Annotated in this window: 19 protein-coding genes; 14 read left to right on the forward strand and 5 right to left on the reverse strand. The window is 65.4% G+C overall.

The features are described 5' to 3' along the window. Window positions 1–11 precede the first annotated feature (11 nt). Entirely contained in the window at window positions 12–1,124 is a 1,113-nt protein-coding gene (locus tag ECTOBSL9_RS05425) for a cobalt-precorrin-5B (C(1))-methyltransferase (RefSeq protein ID WP_063464211.1), read from the reverse strand. A gap of 20 nt (window positions 1,125–1,144) precedes the next feature. Between ECTOBSL9_RS05425 and ECTOBSL9_RS17810 the strand changes: the two genes are divergently transcribed. The 8 genes from ECTOBSL9_RS17810 to recG all read left to right on the forward strand — a co-directional run bounded on the left by ECTOBSL9_RS17810 (window position 1,145) and on the right by recG (window position 6,959). Continuing rightward, the gene (locus ECTOBSL9_RS17810) at window positions 1,145–1,570 is read left to right on the forward strand and encodes a uroporphyrinogen-III C-methyltransferase (RefSeq protein ID WP_371259001.1); all 426 of its coding nucleotides are present in this window, start codon (window positions 1,145–1,147) and stop codon (window positions 1,568–1,570) included. Beyond that, on the forward strand, window positions 1,531–2,007 hold the full coding sequence (locus tag ECTOBSL9_RS17815) for a uroporphyrinogen-III C-methyltransferase (RefSeq protein WP_371259002.1): 477 nt from the start codon (window positions 1,531–1,533) through the stop codon (window positions 2,005–2,007). The genes ECTOBSL9_RS17810 and ECTOBSL9_RS17815 overlap by 40 nt, the downstream gene beginning before the upstream one ends. Window positions 2,008–2,073: 66 nt before the next feature. Next, window positions 2,074–2,415, forward strand: coding sequence for a hypothetical protein (locus tag ECTOBSL9_RS05435; protein ID WP_156500045.1), 342 nt, complete (start codon window positions 2,074–2,076; stop codon window positions 2,413–2,415). Between the two features lie 46 nt (window positions 2,416–2,461). Next, window positions 2,462–2,980, forward strand: coding sequence for a transcription elongation factor GreB (gene greB / locus ECTOBSL9_RS05440; RefSeq protein ID WP_063464213.1), 519 nt, complete (start codon window positions 2,462–2,464; stop codon window positions 2,978–2,980). A 10-nt stretch (window positions 2,981–2,990) separates the two neighbouring features. Next, window positions 2,991–3,125, forward strand: a complete 135-nt coding sequence (locus ECTOBSL9_RS16435) for a lipoprotein (protein WP_082829760.1) — start codon at window positions 2,991–2,993, stop codon at window positions 3,123–3,125. A gap of 68 nt (window positions 3,126–3,193) precedes the next feature. Beyond that, window positions 3,194–4,441, forward strand: a complete 1,248-nt coding sequence (gene lysA, locus ECTOBSL9_RS05445) for a diaminopimelate decarboxylase (RefSeq protein ID WP_063464214.1) — start codon at window positions 3,194–3,196, stop codon at window positions 4,439–4,441. 43 nt (window positions 4,442–4,484) lie between these two features. Beyond that, window positions 4,485–4,868 (forward strand): RidA family protein, encoded by a 384-nt coding sequence (locus ECTOBSL9_RS05450; protein WP_063464215.1) that lies wholly within the window; start codon window positions 4,485–4,487, stop codon window positions 4,866–4,868. A 30-nt stretch (window positions 4,869–4,898) separates the two neighbouring features. Next, window positions 4,899–6,959 carry an ATP-dependent DNA helicase RecG gene (gene recG, locus ECTOBSL9_RS05455; RefSeq protein ID WP_063464216.1) on the forward strand — a complete coding sequence of 687 codons (2,061 nt, stop codon included), beginning with the start codon at window positions 4,899–4,901 and terminating at the stop codon, window positions 6,957–6,959. A 45-nt stretch (window positions 6,960–7,004) separates the two neighbouring features. On the opposite strand, the gene ECTOBSL9_RS05460 is transcribed toward recG, so the two are convergent. After that, window positions 7,005–7,661 carry a hypothetical protein gene (locus ECTOBSL9_RS05460; protein WP_063464217.1) on the reverse strand — a complete coding sequence of 219 codons (657 nt, stop codon included), beginning with the start codon at window positions 7,659–7,661 and terminating at the stop codon, window positions 7,005–7,007. 249 nt (window positions 7,662–7,910) lie between these two features. Between ECTOBSL9_RS05460 and ECTOBSL9_RS05465 the strand changes: the two genes are divergently transcribed. From ECTOBSL9_RS05465 to msrA, 6 genes are all read left to right on the forward strand, one after another. Further along, on the forward strand, window positions 7,911–8,363 hold the full coding sequence (locus ECTOBSL9_RS05465; RefSeq protein WP_082829761.1) for a DoxX family protein: 453 nt from the start codon (window positions 7,911–7,913) through the stop codon (window positions 8,361–8,363). Between the two features lie 153 nt (window positions 8,364–8,516). Then, window positions 8,517–9,506, forward strand: a complete 990-nt coding sequence (locus ECTOBSL9_RS05470) for a CHAD domain-containing protein (RefSeq protein WP_063464218.1) — start codon at window positions 8,517–8,519, stop codon at window positions 9,504–9,506. A 234-nt stretch (window positions 9,507–9,740) separates the two neighbouring features. Then, window positions 9,741–10,739 (forward strand): TAXI family TRAP transporter solute-binding subunit, encoded by a 999-nt coding sequence (locus ECTOBSL9_RS05475; protein ID WP_063464219.1) that lies wholly within the window; start codon window positions 9,741–9,743, stop codon window positions 10,737–10,739. Between the two features lie 145 nt (window positions 10,740–10,884). Next, the gene (locus tag ECTOBSL9_RS05480; protein ID WP_063464220.1) at window positions 10,885–13,068 is read left to right on the forward strand and encodes a TRAP transporter permease; all 2,184 of its coding nucleotides are present in this window, start codon (window positions 10,885–10,887) and stop codon (window positions 13,066–13,068) included. Window positions 13,069–13,180: 112 nt separating this feature from the next. After that, on the forward strand, window positions 13,181–13,759 hold the full coding sequence (locus ECTOBSL9_RS05485; RefSeq protein WP_063464221.1) for a hypothetical protein: 579 nt from the start codon (window positions 13,181–13,183) through the stop codon (window positions 13,757–13,759). Window positions 13,760–13,845: 86 nt separating this feature from the next. Then, on the forward strand, window positions 13,846–14,487 hold the full coding sequence (msrA, locus tag ECTOBSL9_RS05490) for a peptide-methionine (S)-S-oxide reductase MsrA (protein ID WP_205631995.1): 642 nt from the start codon (window positions 13,846–13,848) through the stop codon (window positions 14,485–14,487). Here msrA and ECTOBSL9_RS05495 read toward each other — a convergent pair. The 3 genes from ECTOBSL9_RS05495 to ECTOBSL9_RS05505 are packed head-to-tail and all read right to left on the reverse strand — an operon-like array spanning window position 14,475 to window position 17,237. Continuing rightward, entirely contained in the window at window positions 14,475–15,575 is a 1,101-nt protein-coding gene (locus tag ECTOBSL9_RS05495) for a hypothetical protein (RefSeq protein ID WP_063464222.1), read from the reverse strand. The two genes, msrA and ECTOBSL9_RS05495, sit on opposite strands and share 13 nt — an antisense overlap. 27 nt (window positions 15,576–15,602) lie before the next feature. Next, window positions 15,603–16,772, reverse strand: a complete 1,170-nt coding sequence (locus ECTOBSL9_RS05500; protein ID WP_063464223.1) for a hypothetical protein — start codon at window positions 16,770–16,772, stop codon at window positions 15,603–15,605. Between the two features lie 15 nt (window positions 16,773–16,787). Then, window positions 16,788–17,237, reverse strand: a complete 450-nt coding sequence (locus ECTOBSL9_RS05505; RefSeq protein WP_063464224.1) for a hypothetical protein — start codon at window positions 17,235–17,237, stop codon at window positions 16,788–16,790. Between the last annotated feature and the right edge of the window lie 58 nt (window positions 17,238–17,295).

The raw sequence follows: 17,295 nt of genomic DNA on the forward strand, positions 1-17,295 counted from the left end.
GGGGTGAGGGCCTACGGGGCCGAGGTGGCCCCGCCCACCAGATGACCGGAGCGGTCAAACACCAGGATCTCCAACTGGCTCTGCTGAGGGTCGATCAGATGCAGCGCAAAATGCAGCGCTGCCTGGGCTACGGCGTCGCCGATGGGAACGCCGGCGGCCCGGGCATGGTCGAAGGCTTCAGCTACGGTGTTGGACTGGCGAATCCTGTCCTGACAGGTTTCGTCTGCCCCCGCGGTGGCTGCCAGATCCGCCAATTGCCCCAGGTCCGCCTGGCCACGTCGGGAGTGTACATCCATGAAACCCTGGGACAGCTTCGTGATCTTGGCCATGCCGCCGGCCACCGTGATGCGTGGTATGGGATGAGTGCGCAGATATTTGAGCATGCCGCCGATGAAGTCTCCCATGTCGATGAGCGCCTCTTCGGGCAGATCATGATGGGCCTGCACGGCCTTCTCGGAGGTGCGACCGGTGGAGCCGGCCACGTGGGGCAGCCCCGCGGCCCGGGCCACGTCGATGCCCCGCTGGATGGAATGGATCCAGGCCGAACAGGAGAAGGGGATCACCACGCCCGTGGTACCCAGGATGGACAGCCCACCGACGATGCCGAGGCGGGGATTGAGGGTCTCGATGGCAATTTCCGCGCCCCCGGGGACAGAAATTTCCACTTGAACATCGCCGGGCACGTTAAACTGTGCGGCTACCTCGCTCACGGCCTGCTGAATCATGGCCCGGGGCGATGGATTGATGGCGGGTTCGCCCGCCGGGATGGGCAGACCCGCGCGGGTTACCATGCCCACCCCTTCGCCAGCGGCGAATGTGACGCCGCTTCCCGGTACGCCCAGGCGTACCGTGGCCCGTATCAGGGCGCCGTGGGTGACATCCGGATCATCCCCGGCGTCCTTGATGATGCCCGCCATGGCGGTGCCATCCCCCTGTTCCTGCACCGCCAGGGAAAATGCCGGGGTGCGGTTCTTGGGCAGGGTCACCTGGACGGGGTCCGGGAAATGGCCGCTGACCAGGGCTGTGAAGGCCGCCTTGGTGGCCGCGGTGGCGCAGGCCCCCGTGGTCCAACCGCGTCGGAGGGCTGTACCCTGTTCAGGGGGCGTAGGGGTCTGCTCGGACATAGCACGGAGTATACTGATCGATGAATTCACTGTCCCGGACAAGCCATCCCGTCATGGGTACGGCGCTGGATACACTGGACGCCCTGATCCCGGGGCTACCGCGCATGCGCCCGGGCGAGGTGTGGATCGTGGGTGCCGGGCCGGGTGATCCGGGGCTGCTGACCCTGCACGCGCTCTCGGCCCTGTTGCAGGCGGATGTGCTGGTGCATGATGCCCTGATCGACCCCAGAACCCTGGCCATGGTGCGCCCCGACGCGGTACGCATCTTTGCCGGCAAACGTGGCGGCAAACCCTCCACTCATCAGGACGACATCACGGCCACCCTGGTGGATCAGGCCCGGCGCGGTTTTCGCGTGGTGCGCCTCAAGGGGGGCGACCCCTTCATGTTCGGTCGGGGGGCGAGGAAGTGGCTGCGCTGCTGGAGGAGGGGATTCCCAATCGCGTGATTCCCGGCCTCACCTCGGGTCTGGCCGGATTGAGTGCCGTGGGCATTCCGGCCACCTGTCGGGGTGTGAATCAGGCGGTGTTCCTGGCCACCGGCCATGGGGCCGGGCGCAAGCCCACGCCGGAGGGCATCGACTGGACCCTGGTGGCTCGCCTGGGACAGCCCGTGGTGCTTTACATGGCCATCAAGAACCTGCCCCATATCCTTCAGGGCCTCACCGATGGGGGCATGGCAGCAGACACGCCGGCCGCCGTGGTGACCTCGGCCACCACGCCCCAGGAACGGGTGGTGATCGCCACGCGGGCGACCCTGCTGGAGACCATCACCCGGGAGCGCCTGGAGGCGCCGGCCATCATTGTGCTGGGGGAGATTGTCCAATGCCGCACCACCCTCAACCGGGTGGTGACCCACACGGCGCAGGAGATGTCAGGCAGCTGAGCGTTTTACTGGCTGGCAGTTTCCGGCCATGTATTCCAGGTCCGTTTGTCCCGGGAGCACCCTGTCATGAGCAATGTTCGTCAAAGGTTGGTCTCCATGCGCAGGCATCTGGATGCCCTGCAGTCCGCCGCCGGCGAGGCGGATGCCCATGTGCGGGATCTTGTCGCGCAGTTGAGCGGCGAGTTGGCCGGCCTTGAGCAGGCCCTGGACCCGCGCCAGTCAGAGTCCTCGCCGGGCCACGCGGTCACCCGGGAGCCGGATGGCGATGCGGAGAAGTGTCCCTGCTGCACCCTGCGTTCCCTGTATGCGGTGCCGGGAGAGGTGCGGGACAGTCAGGATCGTGACGGTGGCCGGGAGGCCCTGTTCCACTGCTGGAGCTGTGGCTACGACACCTGGCGTCCTATCTGAGGCCCGAGGCCGTGATGAAATATCGGATTGATAAGGTTTTCTTCTGATGGCACGCTGGCGCCCGCCGCAACCCCGTTCATCCCCCCACATCACCGCCGAGGGTCACGCGGCCCTTGAGGCGGAGCTGCAGGGTCTTTGGACGCGCCGCGCCGATGTGACCCGCCACCTGTCCGCCGCAGCGGCCGAGGGCGATCGCTCGGAGAATGCCGAATATATCTATCGCAAGAAGGAATTGCGGGAGATCGACCGGCGCATCCGCTACCTGCAGAAGCGAATACCGTCCCTGCAGGTGGTACGCGATCCCCCGACGGATCAGGCCCGTGTCTTCTTCGGTGCCTGGGTCACCCTGGCCGATACCTCGGGTCGGGAGGTGCTCTACCGCATCGTCGGTGCCGATGAGTTTGACCCGGAGCGGGGCTGGATCAGCCTGGATTCCCCCGTGGCCCGGGCGCTACTGGGCAAGCACCTGGACGACGAGGTGGAGGTGGAAACGCCCGGCGGGGTCGTCCGCTACGAGGTGGTGGATGTGGCTTACCGGGATGCCGAGGCTTCCCCTGACTCATGAGGTGCATACCATGCGTTTTTGCTGGTCCAATCTGTTGCTCATCGCCGTGGTCGTGATTCTGGGGACGGCCAGCATGCTGTCCAGTTGTGGTCAGCGTGGCGACCTGTACCTGCCCGATGATGAGACTCAACGGGCCGACCCCTAGGCCCTTCAATCCATTACCACACGCAACCCACCGGGCCATCGGCCCGCCCCCGAACCGGATATCGACGGATGGATCATTTCAATTACCAGGACGGCGTTCTCTGTGCCGAGGACGTGAGTCTGCAGGCTCTGGCCGAAGCCCATGGCACGCCCCTCTACGTGTATTCCCGGGCCACGCTGGAGCGACACTGGAAGGCCTTTGACGATGCCCTGGGGGATCACCCCCATCTGGTGTGCTACGCCGTGAAGGCCAATTCCAGCCTGGCGGTGCTGAACGTGCTGGCACGTCTGGGGGCGGGTTTCGATATCGTCTCCGGTGGCGAGCTGGAGCGGGTGCTGCGGGCCGGTGGCGATCCCGGGCGCGTGGTGTTCTCGGGTGTGGGCAAGCAGGTGGGGGAGATGCGCCGGGCGCTGGAGGTGGGTATCCGCTGTTTCAACGTGGAATCGGTGGCGGAACTGGAGCGCCTGAACCGGGAGGCGGGGGCGCTGGACATGATCGCGCCGGTCTCCATCCGCGTGAATCCCGATGTGGATGCCGGTACTCACCCTTATATCTCCACCGGCCTGAAGGAGAACAAGTTCGGGGTGGATGTGGAAGATGCCCTGGATCTCTACCGCCAGGCGGCCGCTCTGCCCCATCTGAGGGTCACGGGACTGGATTGCCACATTGGTTCCCAGCTCACGTCCCTGGATCCGTTCGTGGATGCCCTGCGGCGGGTGATTCTGCTCACCCGGGCCCTGCAGGCAGAGGGTATTCAACTGGAGCACCTGGATCTGGGAGGCGGCCTGGGCATCCGTTACCAGAACGAGACGCCGCCCTCGCCGCGCGACTATGCTCAGGCGATGCTGGCGGAGCTCAAGGACACCGGCTACGAGATCCTGCTGGAGCCCGGTCGGGCCATTGCCGGTAATGCCGGGGTGCTGGTCACCCGCGTGGAGTACCTCAAGCCCACCCGCCACAAGGATTTTGCCATTGTGGATGCGGCCATGAACGATCTCATCCGCCCGGCCCTGTACGACGCCTGGATGGATATCCTGCCGGTGCGCCCCCGCAGCGGTGAAAGCCGTGAATATGATGTGGTGGGTCCTGTCTGCGAGACCGGCGACTTCCTGGGCAAGGGGCGCTCGCTGGTGCTGGAGCAGGGGGATCTGCTGGCGGTACGCTCCGCCGGTGCCTACGGTTATGTGATGAGTTCCAACTACAATACCCGGGCCCGGGCCGCCGAGGTGATGGTGGAGGGTAATCGTGCCCATGTGATCACCCGGCGCGAGACCCTGGAGGACCTGCTGGCGCGGGAGACGGTATTGCCCGGGTAGCATGAGATAATAGACAACCCATCATGACCCATAAGGAGTCCCCATGGCACGCGAGATCATCGCCACCCCCAAGGCCCCTCAGGCCATCGGCCCCTATTCACAGGCAGTGAAAACGGGCAGCACCGTGTACCTGTCGGGCCAGATCCCGCTCATCCCCGAGACCATGGAGCTGGTGGATGGGCCCATCGAGGACCAGGTGCGCCGCGTCTTCGATAACCTGTCGGCGGTGGCCGAGGCCGCGGGAGGGGATCTCAACGATATTGCCAAACTCAATATCTTTCTCACTGACCTGGGACATTTTGCCATCGTCAACGAGATCATGAGCCAGTACTTTGCCGAGCCCTATCCGGCCCGCGCCGCCATCGGCGTGGCCAGCCTGCCCAAGGGCGCGCAGGTGGAGATGGATGCCATCATGGTCCTGGAGTAAGCCTGACTCCCCCACGCAACGGACGCACCCATGACTGAACCCATCACCGCCCTCAAGGGCGTGGGTCCGAAGATGGCTGCCCGGCTGGAGCGCCTGGGCATCGCCACCGTCACCGACCTGCTGTTCCACCTGCCGGCCCGCTATCAGGATCGCACCCGCCTCGTGCCCATCGGCAGCCTGCGGCCCGGGGACGAGGGGGTGGTGGAAGGGGAGGTGGATCACACCGAGGTGGTGGCCCGTTCCCGGCGCATGCTGCTGGTGCATCTGGGCGATGGCACCGGTGGGGTCACCCTGAGGTTCTTCCATTTCTCCGGTGCCCAGCAGCAGGCCATGGCCCGGGGCACGCGCCTGCGCTGTTTTGGCGAGGCCCGCATGGGTAAGGCGGGCATGGAGCTGGTGCATCCCGAGTACCGCATCCTGCGTGAGGGCGAGGCGGTGGTGGAAGAATCCCTCACGCCCATCTATCCCACCACCGAGGGCCTGCATCAGATGAGCCTGCGCCGGCTCACCGATGAAGCCCTGGCTCGCCTGGACCGGATCCCGGAGTGGCTGCCGCCGCCTATCCTCGATTCGGCGGGCCTGCCGGATCTGGTCACGGCCCTGCGTACCGTGCACCGCCCGCCCCCGGATGCCCCCGTGTCCAGCCTGCTGGAAGGCTGTCATCCGGCTCAGCGGCGCCTGGCCTTCGAGGAACTGGTGGCTCATCACCTGAGCCTGGGGCGCGTCAGGGCGCGGACCACGGATCAGCCCGCCCCTCCGGTGCGGGTGGCCGGCCAACTCCTGCAGCGATTACTGGACAGCCTGCCGTTCCCGCTCACCGGGGCTCAGCAGCGGGTGATCCGTGAACTGGTCACTGACATGGCCCGACCCCATCCCATGTTGCGTCTGGTGCAGGGGGACGTGGGGGCGGGCAAGACCCTGGTGGCCGTGGCCGCCTGTCTGCATGCGGTGGAGGCGGGTTATCAGGCGGCGGTGATGGCGCCCACGGAGATTCTGGCCGAACAGCATCACCGCAACTTCAAGGCCCTGCTGGAGCCCCTGGGCGTTGAGGTGGCCTGGTTTTCCGGCAAGCAGGGGGCACGCTCCCGCCGCGAAGCCAGCGAGGCGCTGGCCTCCGGGCGGGCCGCCGTGGCGGTGGGCACCCATGCCCTGTTCCAGGGGGACGTGACTTTCCGGGATCTGGCCCTGGTGGTGGTGGATGAGCAGCATCGTTTCGGGGTGCACCAGCGCATGGCCCTTAGGGAGAAGGGTGCCCGGGACGGGCGTCTGCCCCACCAGTTGATCATGACGGCCACGCCCATCCCCCGCACCCTGGCCATGACCGCCTATGCGGACCTGGACTATTCCGTCATCGACGAACTGCCGCCGGGGCGCACGCCCATCAAGACCGTGGCTCTGAGTGATGACCGGCGCGATGAGGTGGTGCAGCGCATTCACCACGCCATTGGCGAGGGGCGCCAGGCCTATTGGGTGTGTACCCTGGTGGAGGAATCCGATGTGCTGCAGGCCCAGGCGGCGGAGGATACCCATGCCCAGCTGGAGGAGGCCCTGGAGGGCATCCGTGTGGGGTTGGTGCACGGGCGCATGAAGCCCCGGGACAAGGAGGCGGTGATGGCCCGGTTCAAGGCCGGGGAGGTGCAGTTGCTGGTGGCCACCACGGTGATCGAGGTGGGCGTGGATGTGCCCAATGCGTCACTGATGATCATCGAGAATGCCGAGCGTCTGGGCCTGGCCCAGCTGCATCAGTTGCGGGGGCGCGTGGGGCGCGGCGAGGCGGCCAGTGCCTGTGTGCTCATGTATCACCCGCCCCTGTCCCAGACGGCCCACCGGCGTCTGGAGGCGTTGCGTAACAGCACTGATGGCTTCGAGATCGCCCGCATCGACCTGGATCTGCGCGGCCCCGGCGAGGTGCTGGGGACGCGTCAGACCGGGATGATGCAGTTTCGCATCGCCGACATCGTCCGTGATCAGGACATGCTGGAGGACGTGAAGATCGCCGCCACCCGCCTCACCGCCGAACACCCGGACCATGTGGACCCGCTGATCGACCGCTGGCTGACCGGCTCCCAGGAGTACGGCCGTGTGGGTTGAGGCGCCGCGCCGCCCCATGGACGGCGCGGCCTGGGGCGGCAGGGGTCAGAAGCGGTAGGTCACGCCCAGGCTCACGACCGGGTAGTACTTGAAGTCGTCCAGATCGTCCTGGAGTTCTTCCTGCTCCCTACGCACGTCTTGGTCGAATTCGTCTTGAAGGGCAGGGTCGTTGACCCGCCCCTTAAGGCTGACATCCGGTGACCCCGTGAACATCACACCCGCGTCAAAGGCAAAGGACCAGCGCCCACCCTGGACCGCATTGCCATAACCAATGCCCAGGTAGGGGGCAAAGCTGCGCCAGTCAATGGTGGCATCCAGCGAGCCTTGATAAGGGCCGTCATCGCCAATATCAAGCTCACCCTGGGCCTTACCGGTCAGCTCATTGCCGTTGTAATACGCCCCGGCACTCAAGCGGAAACCGCCATTGAACGGATGCCAATCCGCCAGCAGCGCAGCGCTGCGCAGCTTGAGATCGGCGTCGTAGTCCACATCGGTCTCCTCCACATCGGTGCTGTAGGTGAAGCCGTACAGCCCGCCGCGCAGATTCACGTTCTCGCGCAGGCCGTAGGTGCCTTCCAGGCCCAGGCCCGTGGTCCCCACCTTGGCCCCCAGGGCGAAGGAGCCCGCCTGTGCCGCCCCCCCGGCGGTCAGCAGCCCTACGGACATCACGACAACGGCGAGTTTGATCGACTTCCTGTTCATGCTGTGTTCCCCCCAAAAAGCTGAAGATAAAGATCGAATTGAACAAAACCCTGCTGGCAGTGGACCAATACGGGAAATCGGCCACTGTACAACTGTGTTCAGTGTAAGGTCCGGATGACGCAGGGGGTCCCCGTCCGTCGGTGATATGAACGCGCTTCTCGGCCGGGGGCGCGCGTGCGGCGGGTCCCCAGCAGATGGACGACCCGGGATTCCCCGTCTTGCTCACTCACTCACGAAAGGAGACTCTTCATGCAATTGAATCTCAACGAGCTGCTCTTCGGCGGCCAGACGCCAGCCTCCATGGCCACGGATGCGGGCATGACCGTGCTGCGGGTGGCGGCGGGGCTGATGATGGCGTTCGGGCACGGGCTGGGCAAGCTGCCCCCTTCACCGGGGTTCGTGGGCATGGTGGAAGGGCTTGGATTCCACTCGCCCGAACTCTTTGCCTGGATGGCCGGGCTGGCCGAGGGGATCGGCGGGTTGCTGCTGGCCGCCGGTTTGCTGACGCGGGTCTCTGCGGTGGCCATCCTGGGGGCCATGATGGTGGCAGCCTTCATGGCCCATGGAGGTGATCCGCTGTTTGCCACCGCTGGCCCAAGCAAGGAGTTGGCCCTGCTATATGCCGCTGTGATGGTGCCCTTCCTGTTCGCCGGCTCCGGCCGCTATGGGGTGGACTCCATGTTCCGCCGTCAGGAAGGCTGATCGGCAGGGATTTGAATCCGGGCGGCCCCGCACGAGTATGATGTCTGGGGCCGCCCGTTCCCCCCAACTTTCCCCGCAGCTGTCATACTTTCATCATACTGTCATCTTCCTCGGTCTTAATGTTGCCCCTGATATCCATTGATCCGGAGCCCCATGAAACAAGCCCTGGCAGCCCAACCCGCCTCCCGCGCCGTCCGTCACCTGGCCAGGACCTATCTGGATCAGGCCCAGGCGGCCTGCGACCGGCTGGATGACCCCGCAGACACCGAGGCACTGCACGATTTTCGGGTGGCGCTGCGGCGCCTGCGCAGTCTGCTCAAGGCCCACAAGGGCTATGCAAAGCAATGGTTGTCCAAAAAACTTCGCCAGCGCGCCAAGGACCTGGCATCCAGTACCGGGCTGGCGCGGGATACCGAGGTTCAGCTGGCCTGGCTCATGACGCAGCAGGATCGCATCAAGTCCCATCAGCGCCCGGGTTTTCTGTGGATGAAGGAGCGTTTGCAGGATCGCCTTGGTGATGAATACGCGGATATCCGGCAGGCAACACCATCTGCCTTCAAGCGTTTCCGCAAGCGCATGAATGAGCGACTGGATCTGGACAAGGACGATGACGCACCGCCGTTCGGTCGGGTCACGGCCCTGCGCCTGACGGAGGCCGCCGAGGATTTCCGTGCTCACCTGGACCAGATGAAGACGGGGGTCGCCCAGGACGAGGTGCATCAGGCACGCATTGCCGGCAAGCGTCTGCGCTATCTGCTGGAACCGGTGGCCAGGGAACTGGAGGGTGGCAAGGACCTCATCAAGGAACTCAAGGAGATGCAGGACCTCATGGGCGAGGTTCATGACATCCAGGTGTTTGCCGAGGAACTGGCCCAGGCCTCCGAGGAGGCCGGAGCCGAGCGCATGCGGCGGATGGTGGAACTCTCCCTGGCGCGCGGTCAGGACGATCCGGATCTGCAGGCAGCCCGGCGCACCGACGAACGGGCGGGCCTGATGAGCCTGGCCCGGCAGCTCCATGATCGCCAGGAACACCTCATGTCGAGACTGACCGCCAAACTGGAGGATGGCGAGGCCGAGCGCTTCCTGGCGCATCTGGAACAGACGGCAGAGCAGCTTGATGTGCTGGCGTACCCGGAGGGCTGACCTCGGGGGCTGGGCCCTGGCGGCAAGCAATCCTCCGCATTTCGCCTGCAATTTTCGTCCATTGACTTCAACCGAATCCGTCAATCCGTAATAATCCGCACCCGGTCTATGCTATCTTCCGAATCGGGCTTGACCGGCGGGGACATGGCAGTCTGTCCGGATGGCCCACGTTTCAAACCATCCAGAAGAACGGGAGACCGGAACGGTCCCCAGACTCCCAGGAGGAGTTTTGCCATGCTAAAAAGTTGTATGCGTTGGGCGGGTGTGGCCGCCCTGAGCTGTGCGATGGCCCTGGGCGGTGCCGTATCCGCCGACGATCGCTCCGATTGGCCGCGTTCGGCCAACGTAGGCACCGCCTCTCAGGGTGGAACCTACTTTATCTACGGTGCCGGCTGGGCAGGACTGGTTGACGAAGCAACCGGTGTCAACATGTCCGCCGAGGTGACCGGTGGCCCCGCCCAGAACATGGTGCTGGTGCATCAGGGCCAGCTGCATTTCGGGATGACCACCATGGGACCGGCCTTTGAAGGTTGGCACGGCCAGTTGCAGGTGGCCCGCGGGCTTGAGACCCGCAATGTGCGTGCCATGTTCCCCATGTATCAGACCCCGCTGCAGGTGGTGGCATTGCAGCGTTCCGGCATTGCGACCATTTCCGACCTGGATGGCAAGCGTGTGGGCGTGGGCCCCCGGGGTGGCACCGCCAGCATGTTCTGGCCGCGCTTCTTTGAGGACCTGGGTCTGAACGTGCGCGTACGCTTTGGTGGTGCCGCCGACCAGGTGGGTCAGGTACAGGACGGCATCCTGGATGCCTTCGCCTTTGCCGCTGGCGTGCCCATCTCCGCTTTCAGTCAGATCGAAGCCCAGCAGCCGGTGAACATCTTCTCCCTCAACGAGGAAGAGATTGCCCAGATGGTAGAAAACCACCCCGTGAGCCGCATCGTCATCCCCGGTGGCACCTATCGCACCGTGGAAGAAGACCAGCCCACCGTGGCTCTGTGGAACTTCGCCATTGCCAACAAGGACATGCCCGAAAGCTTCGTGTACGAAATCATGAAGACGGTGCTGGACAACAACGACCGCATGAGAAGCATCCACCGCTCCGCGGCGGAAACCTTGCCCGAGAACATGGAACACAACAGCTTCATGTGGTTCCATCCGGGCGCAGTGCGCTACTACCAGGAACGGGGCATCGAGGTGCCTGAGAACCTCATTCCGCCCGAGTACGAGAGCTGATCAGCCATCAGGATGGCATGGAAGGGTTCGGGCCGCATCATGCGGCCCGAACCCTTTGCCGCTGAACCTTACTGACGCCCCGATGACGTGCATCCGCGCCCGGCGTGTCATGTCAACATAACAGTATGCTCAGAAGAACTCTCCCATGACGAGCTCCGAAAAATCGGGCCCCGCTGAAGACAAAGACATTGTTGCCGCCGCGGCTGCCGCCGCCGAGGAAGGGACCTCGTCACAGCGTAATCTCACCCGCTGGCAATACTGGCTGCTGTTCGCGCTGGGTCTCACCTATACCAGTTTCCACCTGTTGGTCCTCAACGTCTTCCCCATGGAGACCTGGACCTTCCGGATCATCCACGTGGCTGGCGCCCTGGTGATCGGTTTCGCCATTGTCGCCGCCTGTGTACCGCCTTCTGATCAATCGCCCAGGCGACGATGGCTACTGGAGTTGCTGCCCATGGTGATCACTGTGGGTACGGCGCTCTACGCCGTGGGTGCCATCATTGCCGCCTACCTCATGCGCCATGTATGGGGGTATGACTCATGGTCCATGCCTGACTGGCTGTTCCAGAGTTTCAGCTGGACCCTGCTGGCCGCCACGGTACTGGGCATCCTTTTCGCCTGGGTCTTCAAGCCCCGTTCGGACCGCATCGGCTGGTACGACTGGTCGCTGATGGCCACCAGTCTTTCCGTGGGGGCCTACCTGGTCTTCCATCTGGAGGATCTGCAATTCCGATCCGGCGTGATGCCCACCCAGCCGGACTTCTGGGTCGCGGTGGCCGGTATCCTGCTCATCCTGGAGCTCACCCGGCGTGTGGCCGGCATGGCCCTGGTGGTGATTGCAGCCGTCTTCATCCTGTATGGATTCATCGGCCCCTGGCTACCCGGGGTGCTGGAACACGGCGGCTATGAGGCAGATCGCTTCTTCACCTATCTGTACACCGACAACGGCATTCTGGGTCCCACCACGGCCGTGTCCTCCACCTACATCATCCTGTTCATCGCCTTTGCCGCCTTCCTGCAGGCCTCCAAGGTGGGTGATTATTTCGTGAACTTCGCCTTCGCCGCCGCCGGGCGGGCCCGGGGTGGTCCGGCCAAGGTGGCCATATTCGCCAGTGGCCTGATGGGCATGATCAATGGCACCTCGGCCGGTAACGTGGTGGCCACCGGCTCCCTGACCATCCCCCTGATGAAGCGCGTGGGTTATAAGCCACGCAGTGCAGGGGCCATCGAGGCGGCGGCCTCGTCCGGCGGGCAGATCATGCCGCCAGTGATGGGGGCGGGTGCCTTCATCATGGCGGAGATCACCGGCATCCCCTATACCGAACTCATCATCGCCGCCCTGATCCCGGCGGTGCTGTACTTTGCCTCCGTCTACTTCATGGTGGATCTTGAAGCGGCCAAGACGGGGATGAAGGGGCTGCCCTCCAAGGACCTGCCCAAGGTGGGCAAGCTGTTGCGCCAGATCTACCTGTTCGCGCCCATCATCATCCTCATCGGTGCGCTCTTCATGGGGTATTCGGTGATCCGCGCCGGGACCGTCGCCCTGATGAGTGCCGTGGTGGTGAGCTGGCTCACACCCTTCCGTCTGGGGTTCGTCGGCTCTGCCAAGGCATTGGAGCTGGCGGCCCGCATGTCCATCCAGTTGATTGCCGTGTGTGCCTGTGCGGGTATCATTGTGGGCGTCATCGGCTTGACCGGGGTGGGGCTGCGCTTCTCCTCCATGCTCCTGGCGGTGGCTGACAACAGCCAGTTGCTGGCCCTGTTCTTTGCCATGGGGATCTCGGTGATCCTGGGCATGGGCATGCCCACCACCGCTGCCTATGCCGTGGCCGCCTCCGTGGTGGCACCGGGTCTCATCCAGATGGGAGTCGAGCCGCTGGTGGCGCACTTCTTTGTCTTTTACTACGCGGTGATGTCGGCCATCACCCCGCCGGTGGCCCTGGCGGCCTATGCGGGCGCGGCGATCGCCGGCTCGGAGCCCATGCGCACCTCGGTGACGGCCTTCAAGATCGGTCTGGCGGCCTTTATCGTGCCGTTCATCTTCTTCTATCACCCGGCCCTGCTCATGGTGGGTGAATGGTGGCAGATCAGCCAGAGCTTCCTGTCGGCCCTGCTGGGCGTGTTCTTGCTGGCGGCTGCGGCCCAGGGCTGGTTCTTCGGACAGGCCGGTCGCGTGGTGCGGCTCCTGTTGTTCATTGGTGCCCTGATGGCCATCTCCGGTGAATTGGTCAGCGACATCATCGGTGTGGGCCTGGCGATTGCCTTGGTGATATGGCAGCTGAAGATGGCTGGTGGGGGTGGAAAACCCTCGACAGTCGAGGCATCGTGACCATCGCGTGGGGGCTCTGATTCAGGGCCTCCCCCTTGGGTGGCGGCAAAGTGATGTGTACCGGCTTTCATCGGGAAGATGACAAGGCGGTCAACGGTGATAAGGGGGCGTCATGGGAGACAAGGCCTATCTGGTGGCGGTGACCGGGCAGTTGGTCGATGGCGTCGACCATGCCACCGCCCAGGCCAATCTGGCCCGGCTGTTCCGCATCCCCGAGGCGCGGGCGGCGGCGATGCTCTCGGGCAAGCCCGTGGTCATCAAGAAGGGTGTGGACGAGGTCACGGCCAGGCGCTATCAAGCCTCCCTCAGGGAGGCCGGCGTGCTGGCCCGGCTGATGGCCTGCGCCTCCGAGCCTGATGAGTCGCCCCCCGCCAACGTCGAACCGGATCCGCCGGCCCCCGCGTCCAGTGGCGACCTGAACGAGTCGCCCAACCCACCGGTTGCACAGGTGGAGCCTGCAGGGCCGGACTGGATACTGGCACCCGTGGGTACCGATCTCAGTGATCGCGAGGAACCACCTCCCCTGGAGGTGGATCTGTCGGAGCTGTCCCTGGCTGAACCCGGCGTCACGCTGGGCACCCCCCGGGACGACCCCCCTCTGGAGGTGGATACCAGCGATCTCACCCTGGCACCGCCCCCAAATGAAGAAGATGGGTCATCAGCAGAGGAGCCGGACAACCCCCGTCCATAACCTCAGCCCCCAATAACCAAACTTTCCCGCTCCGGCGCTTTCCAAGTGAGGCAAGCCCGCCATCCATCTCCGGGAGGTGACCCACCGTGTTCTCTTTCATGCGCAAGACCGCCATGCCTCGTCCCGATCAGGCCCTGCCCGGCCGCGACGAACCCATGCCTGTGAGCAAGCACCATGTGGTGCTCAACACCCCCATGAAACCTCCGTATCCCGAAGGCATGGAGACCGCCCTGTTCGGCATGGGCTGCTTCTGGGGGGCCGAGCGGGCCTTCTGGCAGTTGCCCGGGGTGCATGTGACCGCCGTGGGCTATGCGGGCGGCTACACGCCCAATCCCACCTACAAGGAAGTGTGCAGCGGGATGACCGGCCACAACGAGGTGGTGCAAGTGGTGTTCGATCCGCAAAGGATCAGTTATCAGGACCTGCTCAAGCTCTTCTGGCAGTCCCATGACCCCACCCAGGGCATGCGCCAGGGCAACGACGTGGGCACCCAATATCGTTCGGGGATCTACACCCATGATGACGACCAGGCTCGACAGGCTGCCGAGTCGCGGGATGTGTATCAGCAGGCTCTGAGCGCCAGAGGACGGGGCGCCATTACCACCGAGATCGTGCCGGCGCCGCCCTTCTATTTTGCCGAAGACGACCATCAGCAGTATCTGGCCAAGGTGCCGGGAGGGTATTGTGGTCTGGGCGGAACGGGGATCCCCTGGCCTCAGGCCTCCTGATCCGTCTCGTCGCTGAGGATGACGGCGCCGCGCTCGTCCACCATGGGGCGGTCGAGCACTGCGGTGGTGGCCACGTGGGGCCAGGCACCTGAGCGGGCGATGGTTCGGGTATGCCGCATCCAGATGCCAGCCAGGGCCAGTTGCAGCAGCCACTGCATGGCCCCGGCATGACCGGTGGCAGCGCCGCTATCCAGGGAGGGGGGCGTGATGGGCTCCGGGGGCAAGGGATCTTCGTCGGGCTCCCGGGGCAGTGACACGCCTTCCGGGATGTCGGCGCGCAACGGCCATAGATGCACCTGGCAACTCCACCACTCCCGATCCCCTTCGGCCCCGTTCCCCGGCGGCAGCAGGATGCCATCCAGGCTGGATGCCTCAAGGCCTGCCTGCGTCAGGGCACTGGCCAGCGCCTGGGCAAGGGCGGGATGCTCCCCTGTAGAGTCAGGTCTGGCTACCGGAGTGGGGCAGCTATCCCAACCCAGAATCCGCACGCCATCGCCGCCATCCCGCACAGGGATGAAGACCGCCGCCTCACCCGGGACGAGGCCATCCTCGCCGTCCCAGGCCAGCGGCACCTGCTGATCCACCAGGGCCAGCAGGGTGTCCGGGTCCAGCAGGCTATCCGCTCCGCCCAGAACCAATGCCCGGTCCGGATGATGGGACCATGCCTCCTCTGCATGGTCCAGGAGCGTGACGGCCGACTCATCCAGGTAAACAGGCTGCAACCGGGCCTCTGGATGGCGCAGGCCCTCCTTGCCCATCCAGTTCCAGAGTGCTTGTGGGTGCAGCCGTGAGTGTTCAACCAGGGTGGAGCGATACGGCCACAGAACCAGGGTCTGGGCGGGCAGGGGATGTTGCTCCAGTGCCCCTCTGAGCAGTGCCTGTATCCGGCTGAGGGTGTCCTGCTGACCGCCCATCGCCGGCGCCCCGCGCAACACCTGATGACGGCCGCCCGGCGAGGCCAGCGCGGCGGAGTGGGTCAGGCGTTGCTCCCTGCCAAGGGGTGTGGCGGCTGCCGCCCAGAGCGCCAGAGGATCGTTGCCGGTCGCGGCGCATAGGCGAATGTGGTCCGGGTGGAACACCAGCCTCATGAACGACCCTCTTTGACTGCAATGAATTCATGCATGCACGGCCTCCCGAGGGGATTCCGCCTGCAGCGCCTGGATGCGCCCGGCGAGCTGGCGTCGCCGTCGATACTGCCAGTGTTCCCGCGGCGCCGCTGGAGGCGCCCCCAGGGCCAGGGCAAGCCGCAACTGCAGCCCATCGGCCTCGCGCCCGGCCGTGGCCATGACATGGCGGGCCAGACTCACGGGTGTTTGTGGTGCCCCCTGCCAGAGGCGTTGGCGAGTGTGAAGGCGGGGACGCGTCTTGCGCCACCAGGCCTGGGCCATCATCTGGGGATCGGGCCCGGCGTTGCCGCGCAATGGCCGGGGCCCGCGCGGCCCCCTTGGCAGGCGCAGCCCGGAGACCGCTTCCAGGGCAGCGTGAATGTCACTCAGGTGACGGGGCTGGGCCAGGCCTGCGATCAGGGCATCCACCGCCGCCGGCGTACCGTTTAAAGCCAGCCCCCATGCCGCACCCGCATGCCGGGGCAGGGCGTCGACGAGGGTTTCCAGGGCCTCGGACAGGCCCAGCACGCCCATGAGTCGCAGTACGGCATCGCTGCTTTCCATGTCCAGCAAGTGCTGCAAGCCTTCCCGGGCAGAGATCCGGCCTCGGGCACAGGCGCCGCGCACCCACCAATACCGTGCCGCGGCACGGGCATGACATCCCGGGGTGTTCGGCTCGATCACCGGGGCACGGGGATGATCTGCCATCCAGCGCAGCCGGGCCAGAACGGTGTCGGGGTCATCGTTGGGCGAGGGTTCGGGCAGCCCGGCTGGCACGGTGTTCTGGCAGCGGGCGATTTCCCAGCAGAGCGGACGCAGGGTCGGCACCGATCCCAGCGTGGTCAGCCAGGGTCCCAGTGGTTCAGGAGGCAGGTGAATCAGCAGCCAGCGCCAGGGGTGTTGTGCATCCTCGCTCAAGGCACTGACCACGTCCTCCATGGCGGGCCGCTGCTGACTCACCCAGGTGGCGGCGCAGCGCAGGAAGTGGGCGGAGGTCGAGGCGTCGTCGGGCAGCACGGCTCCGGCATCACGGCCCAGTAACAGCCATTGCGTGAGCAGCCGTCGCTCCAGCCGCTCCAGGCTGGCGGCATCGTCCAGTGGCAGCGCCTGACGCCGACCGTGTTGATCCCACAGGGCTCGGGCCAGGTCCTCATGTTGTTTCCAGAGAGGCCGTTCCATGGCGATGCTCCCGGGTCAGTTGAAGTGGATCCGGGCCGCCAGAAAGTGCATCAGCCGCGCCATGATGCCGTGCAGTTCCCGGCCTCGCATCTCCATGCGCCCTTCGGGCTCCAGGGTCATGGCGGATTCACCGCAGCGCAGGTACAGGCCGCGCTCGGCTCGCAGATGCACATGGCCGTCACGTTCGGTCACCGCCTGGGAGGGCGGAGCCTCACCATGGCGCCGGAGACGGTCCAGGATCACCGGGCCTGTGGCTGGCTGGAGCAAGACCAGCACCCGGTCGCCGGGGCGCAGGGCGGGAGTCGATTGAGCATGGCCCATGGGGGGCAGGGTGGCGCCGTTGCAGTCCACCCAAAGGGCCTCGCCGGCCTGGGCCTGGACCACCCGGGCCAGGGCGACCTGGCTTGGGTCTGGGGTAGATGACTGAGGGGTGGGGTTCAGCGGCAAGACGTCCTTGGCCTGCATGGATGCACTCTCCCTGTGGGCGGGGCCAGGCCCCTGGATGATGGATCGGGCGATTCCC

Source organism: Ectothiorhodospira sp. BSL-9 (genome assembly GCF_001632845.1).
Taxonomy (GTDB): Bacteria; Pseudomonadota; Gammaproteobacteria; order Ectothiorhodospirales; family Ectothiorhodospiraceae; genus Ectothiorhodospira.